This is a genomic window from uncultured Sphingomonas sp. (assembly GCF_913778135.1).
Classification (GTDB): Bacteria; Pseudomonadota; Alphaproteobacteria; order Sphingomonadales; family Sphingomonadaceae; genus Sphingomonas.
The window spans coordinates 1-2,521 of sequence record NZ_CAJYVU010000178.1 but is presented as its reverse complement, the minus strand read 5'-3'; the positions used below and the strand labels follow the sequence as shown (position 1 = coordinate 2,521).

Here is a 2,521-nt window from a genome sequence, read left to right as displayed (position 1 = left end):
TCGATCCGCTTCTCAGCCGAATAAGCTGGAGCTGGTGACAACGGCATTTGAGACAGTTGATCGTCGATCTGCCATGATCTTTGTCACAAATTCCGGTCGACAGAGGCGGCCGCGACGGTGATCCGCTACGACCGCTGCCCCATCGCCTTCTTCTCTGCCGTCGCCCTCGCTGCCACCGTCATCTTCTGGCTGTGATCAACGAGTCCTGACCCTAGGCCAACGTCCCGCCGTTTGCCGTCCGCCTGGATGCGAAGTAGCCATGACTTGGCGCCGGATGGTTTGACCAGAAGGTACAATCCGTCCCCGTCACCATGCCGACCAGGCTTCGCATTCTTCACGGATAGTGCGGTCAGACGCACAACGTACCTCCACCTGTTCCCACACTATCTCGCGGAACGAGGCGGAGGTCAACGGACATATGCGGAACAGGGTAGGGTAAGCGGGAGCGAACTACAGAGAGGAAGCGGATGCGGACGGATTGTAGCGGATATACAGTTATAGTCCTTGTCGGGCATCCATTTTTCTGTCGTGTGACTGGCGGAAATTTCTCAGAATAGCATGATTTCATGGCGTTCCTGAGAACGGCGAGCGGTAGCTGTAGGTTATATCCGTACTGCGGTCGCGTCGGAACGCTGCGAGATCAGCGCAGCTGCATGAAGACCGACAGTGCGTTGCGCGTGCTGTCGGCGAAGCGGTCGTAGACGAGGCGCGCGACCGCGGCGATGCCGGGCTGGCGATCACGTCCACCGCGCGCGAAGATCGCGATCGCGACGCGGTGACCGTCGGGCATGGTGATGAACCCGACATCGTTGGTGACGCCGTCGAGCGTGCCCGTCTTGTCCTCCACGGTCGTGCCCGGCGGCAGCAGCGCGCGAATGCGGCGCGTACCGGTCGCGCAGCGGCGCATCAGATCGAACAGATAGGCGCCGCTGTGCGCGGTCAGGACCGTCGCGTCCTCCAGCCTGCTCAGGAATGCAACCATCGCAGTGGGTGTGGCGACATCCTTCACATCCGCCAGATGGCCGCGCTCGCGGAGCAATTGCGCGATGGTCCGGTCGACGCGGATGCCTGAAAAGCCGTGCGCGTTCAGCCATTGCTGCACGACCACGGGACCGCCGACCGCGCCGAGGAGCTGGTCGGCGGCCTGATTGTCGCTGCGCACGATCATCAATTCCATAACCCGGCTCGCGGGGCGGCCAGCGAGCATGTCGGAGAGGGTTCGGCGACCGGCATCGACGTCGGACAGGTAGACGGCGGCGATCGCGAGCTTCACCGTGCTCGCCATCGCGAAGGGCAGATGGCCGTTCACCGCGACGTTCGACCCGTCACGAAGATCGAGCGCGGCGATGCCATATTCGCCCGAACGCCCTCCCACCAACGCCCTGAGCTCGCTTTCCAATCGCACGAGATCCGCCGAGGTGGCCGATGCCGCTGTCGGCAAGAGGAAGCTGCCGGCCAGGCCGGCGAGGAAGAGGCGTAGCAGGGCGAAGCGCATGATCCGACGCGATTTACCGCGAGCGCCGACCTCAAGCAAACCGCACGTTCTCTAATTGAGCGGAAGCGTTCGCGCGAAAAGCCGCGATGGACGCACCTGCCGCTCACCGTCATGATGAAGCATCGGAAGGGGCGGTCACGTGAACATCAGCAGGCGAACGATTCTAGGCATTCCTGCCGGACTGGTGGCTGCCGGCGTTTCCGGCCACGCCCAGGCGGGCCCGGGCTCGGACTGGCGAGCGCTGGCCGATGACGTCAGGTCGCAGATGGCATGGGCATGGGACCAATATCGGCAGCACGCCTGGGGCAAGGACGAGATCAAGCCCATCAGCGGCACCTTCTCCAGCTTTCCGCTCAAGACGCACCATCTCGGGCTCAGCCTGATCGAAGCGCTCGATACGTTGTGGCTCATGGGGCTGGACACGCGGTTCCAGGACGGTGTCGAGTGGGTGAAGGCCAGTTTCGACGCGGACGTGGACGGTGAGGTGTCGGTGTTCGAAACCTCGATCCGGCTGGTCGGCGGGCTGCTCTCCGCGCACCTCGCCAGCGGTGACGCGGTCCTGCTCGCCAAGGCGCGCGACCTGGCCGACCGGCTGCTCCCGGCGTTCGCGACGCCGACCGGCATGCCCTACCGCTTCGTCAATCTGAGGACCGGGGCGCCGCGCGAACCCGTTACCAGTCCCGCCGACATCGCCACCTATCTGCCCGAATGGGGGACGCTCAGCCGGCTGACCGGCGATCCGAAATACGCCGCCGCGGCGCGCCGGGCGATGGTGGCGGTGTTTAAGCGCCGCTCGCGGCTCGATCTGGTCGCGACCAAGATCAACGTGCTGACGGGCGAATGGCAGTCGCGCACCACCACGGTCGGCTCCTATTGCGACAGCTTCTTCGAATATCTGTGGGACAGCTGGCAGCTGTTCGGCGATGCGGCGTGCAAGCGCATGTACGACACCTGCACTGCCGCCATCCTGAAGCACCAGCAGGTGTGGAAGGACGGCAATTTGTGGATCGCCGATGTCGATTTCGA

Annotated in this window: 2 protein-coding genes and 1 pseudogene; 1 reads left to right on the top strand and 2 read right to left on the bottom strand. The window is 64.0% G+C overall.

The window, feature by feature from the left end; all coding sequences use genetic code 11:
* Positions 1-215: 215 nt before the first annotated feature.
* Both QZ847_RS15835 and QZ847_RS15830 read right to left on the bottom strand, forming a co-directional pair.
* Positions 216-338: pseudogene (locus QZ847_RS15835) on the bottom strand (Arm DNA-binding domain-containing protein); the annotation flags it as partial.
* Positions 339-640: 302 nt separating this feature from the next.
* Positions 641-1,495: a serine hydrolase gene (locus tag QZ847_RS15830; protein WP_294358355.1), complete on the bottom strand. Its 855-nt coding sequence runs from the start codon at positions 1,493-1,495 to the stop codon at positions 641-643.
* Between the two features lie 139 nt (positions 1,496-1,634).
* Here QZ847_RS15830 and QZ847_RS15825 point away from each other — a divergent pair.
* A partial coding sequence (locus QZ847_RS15825) for a glycoside hydrolase family 47 protein (RefSeq protein ID WP_294358353.1) occupies positions 1,635-2,521 on the top strand: 887 nt, incomplete at its 3' end.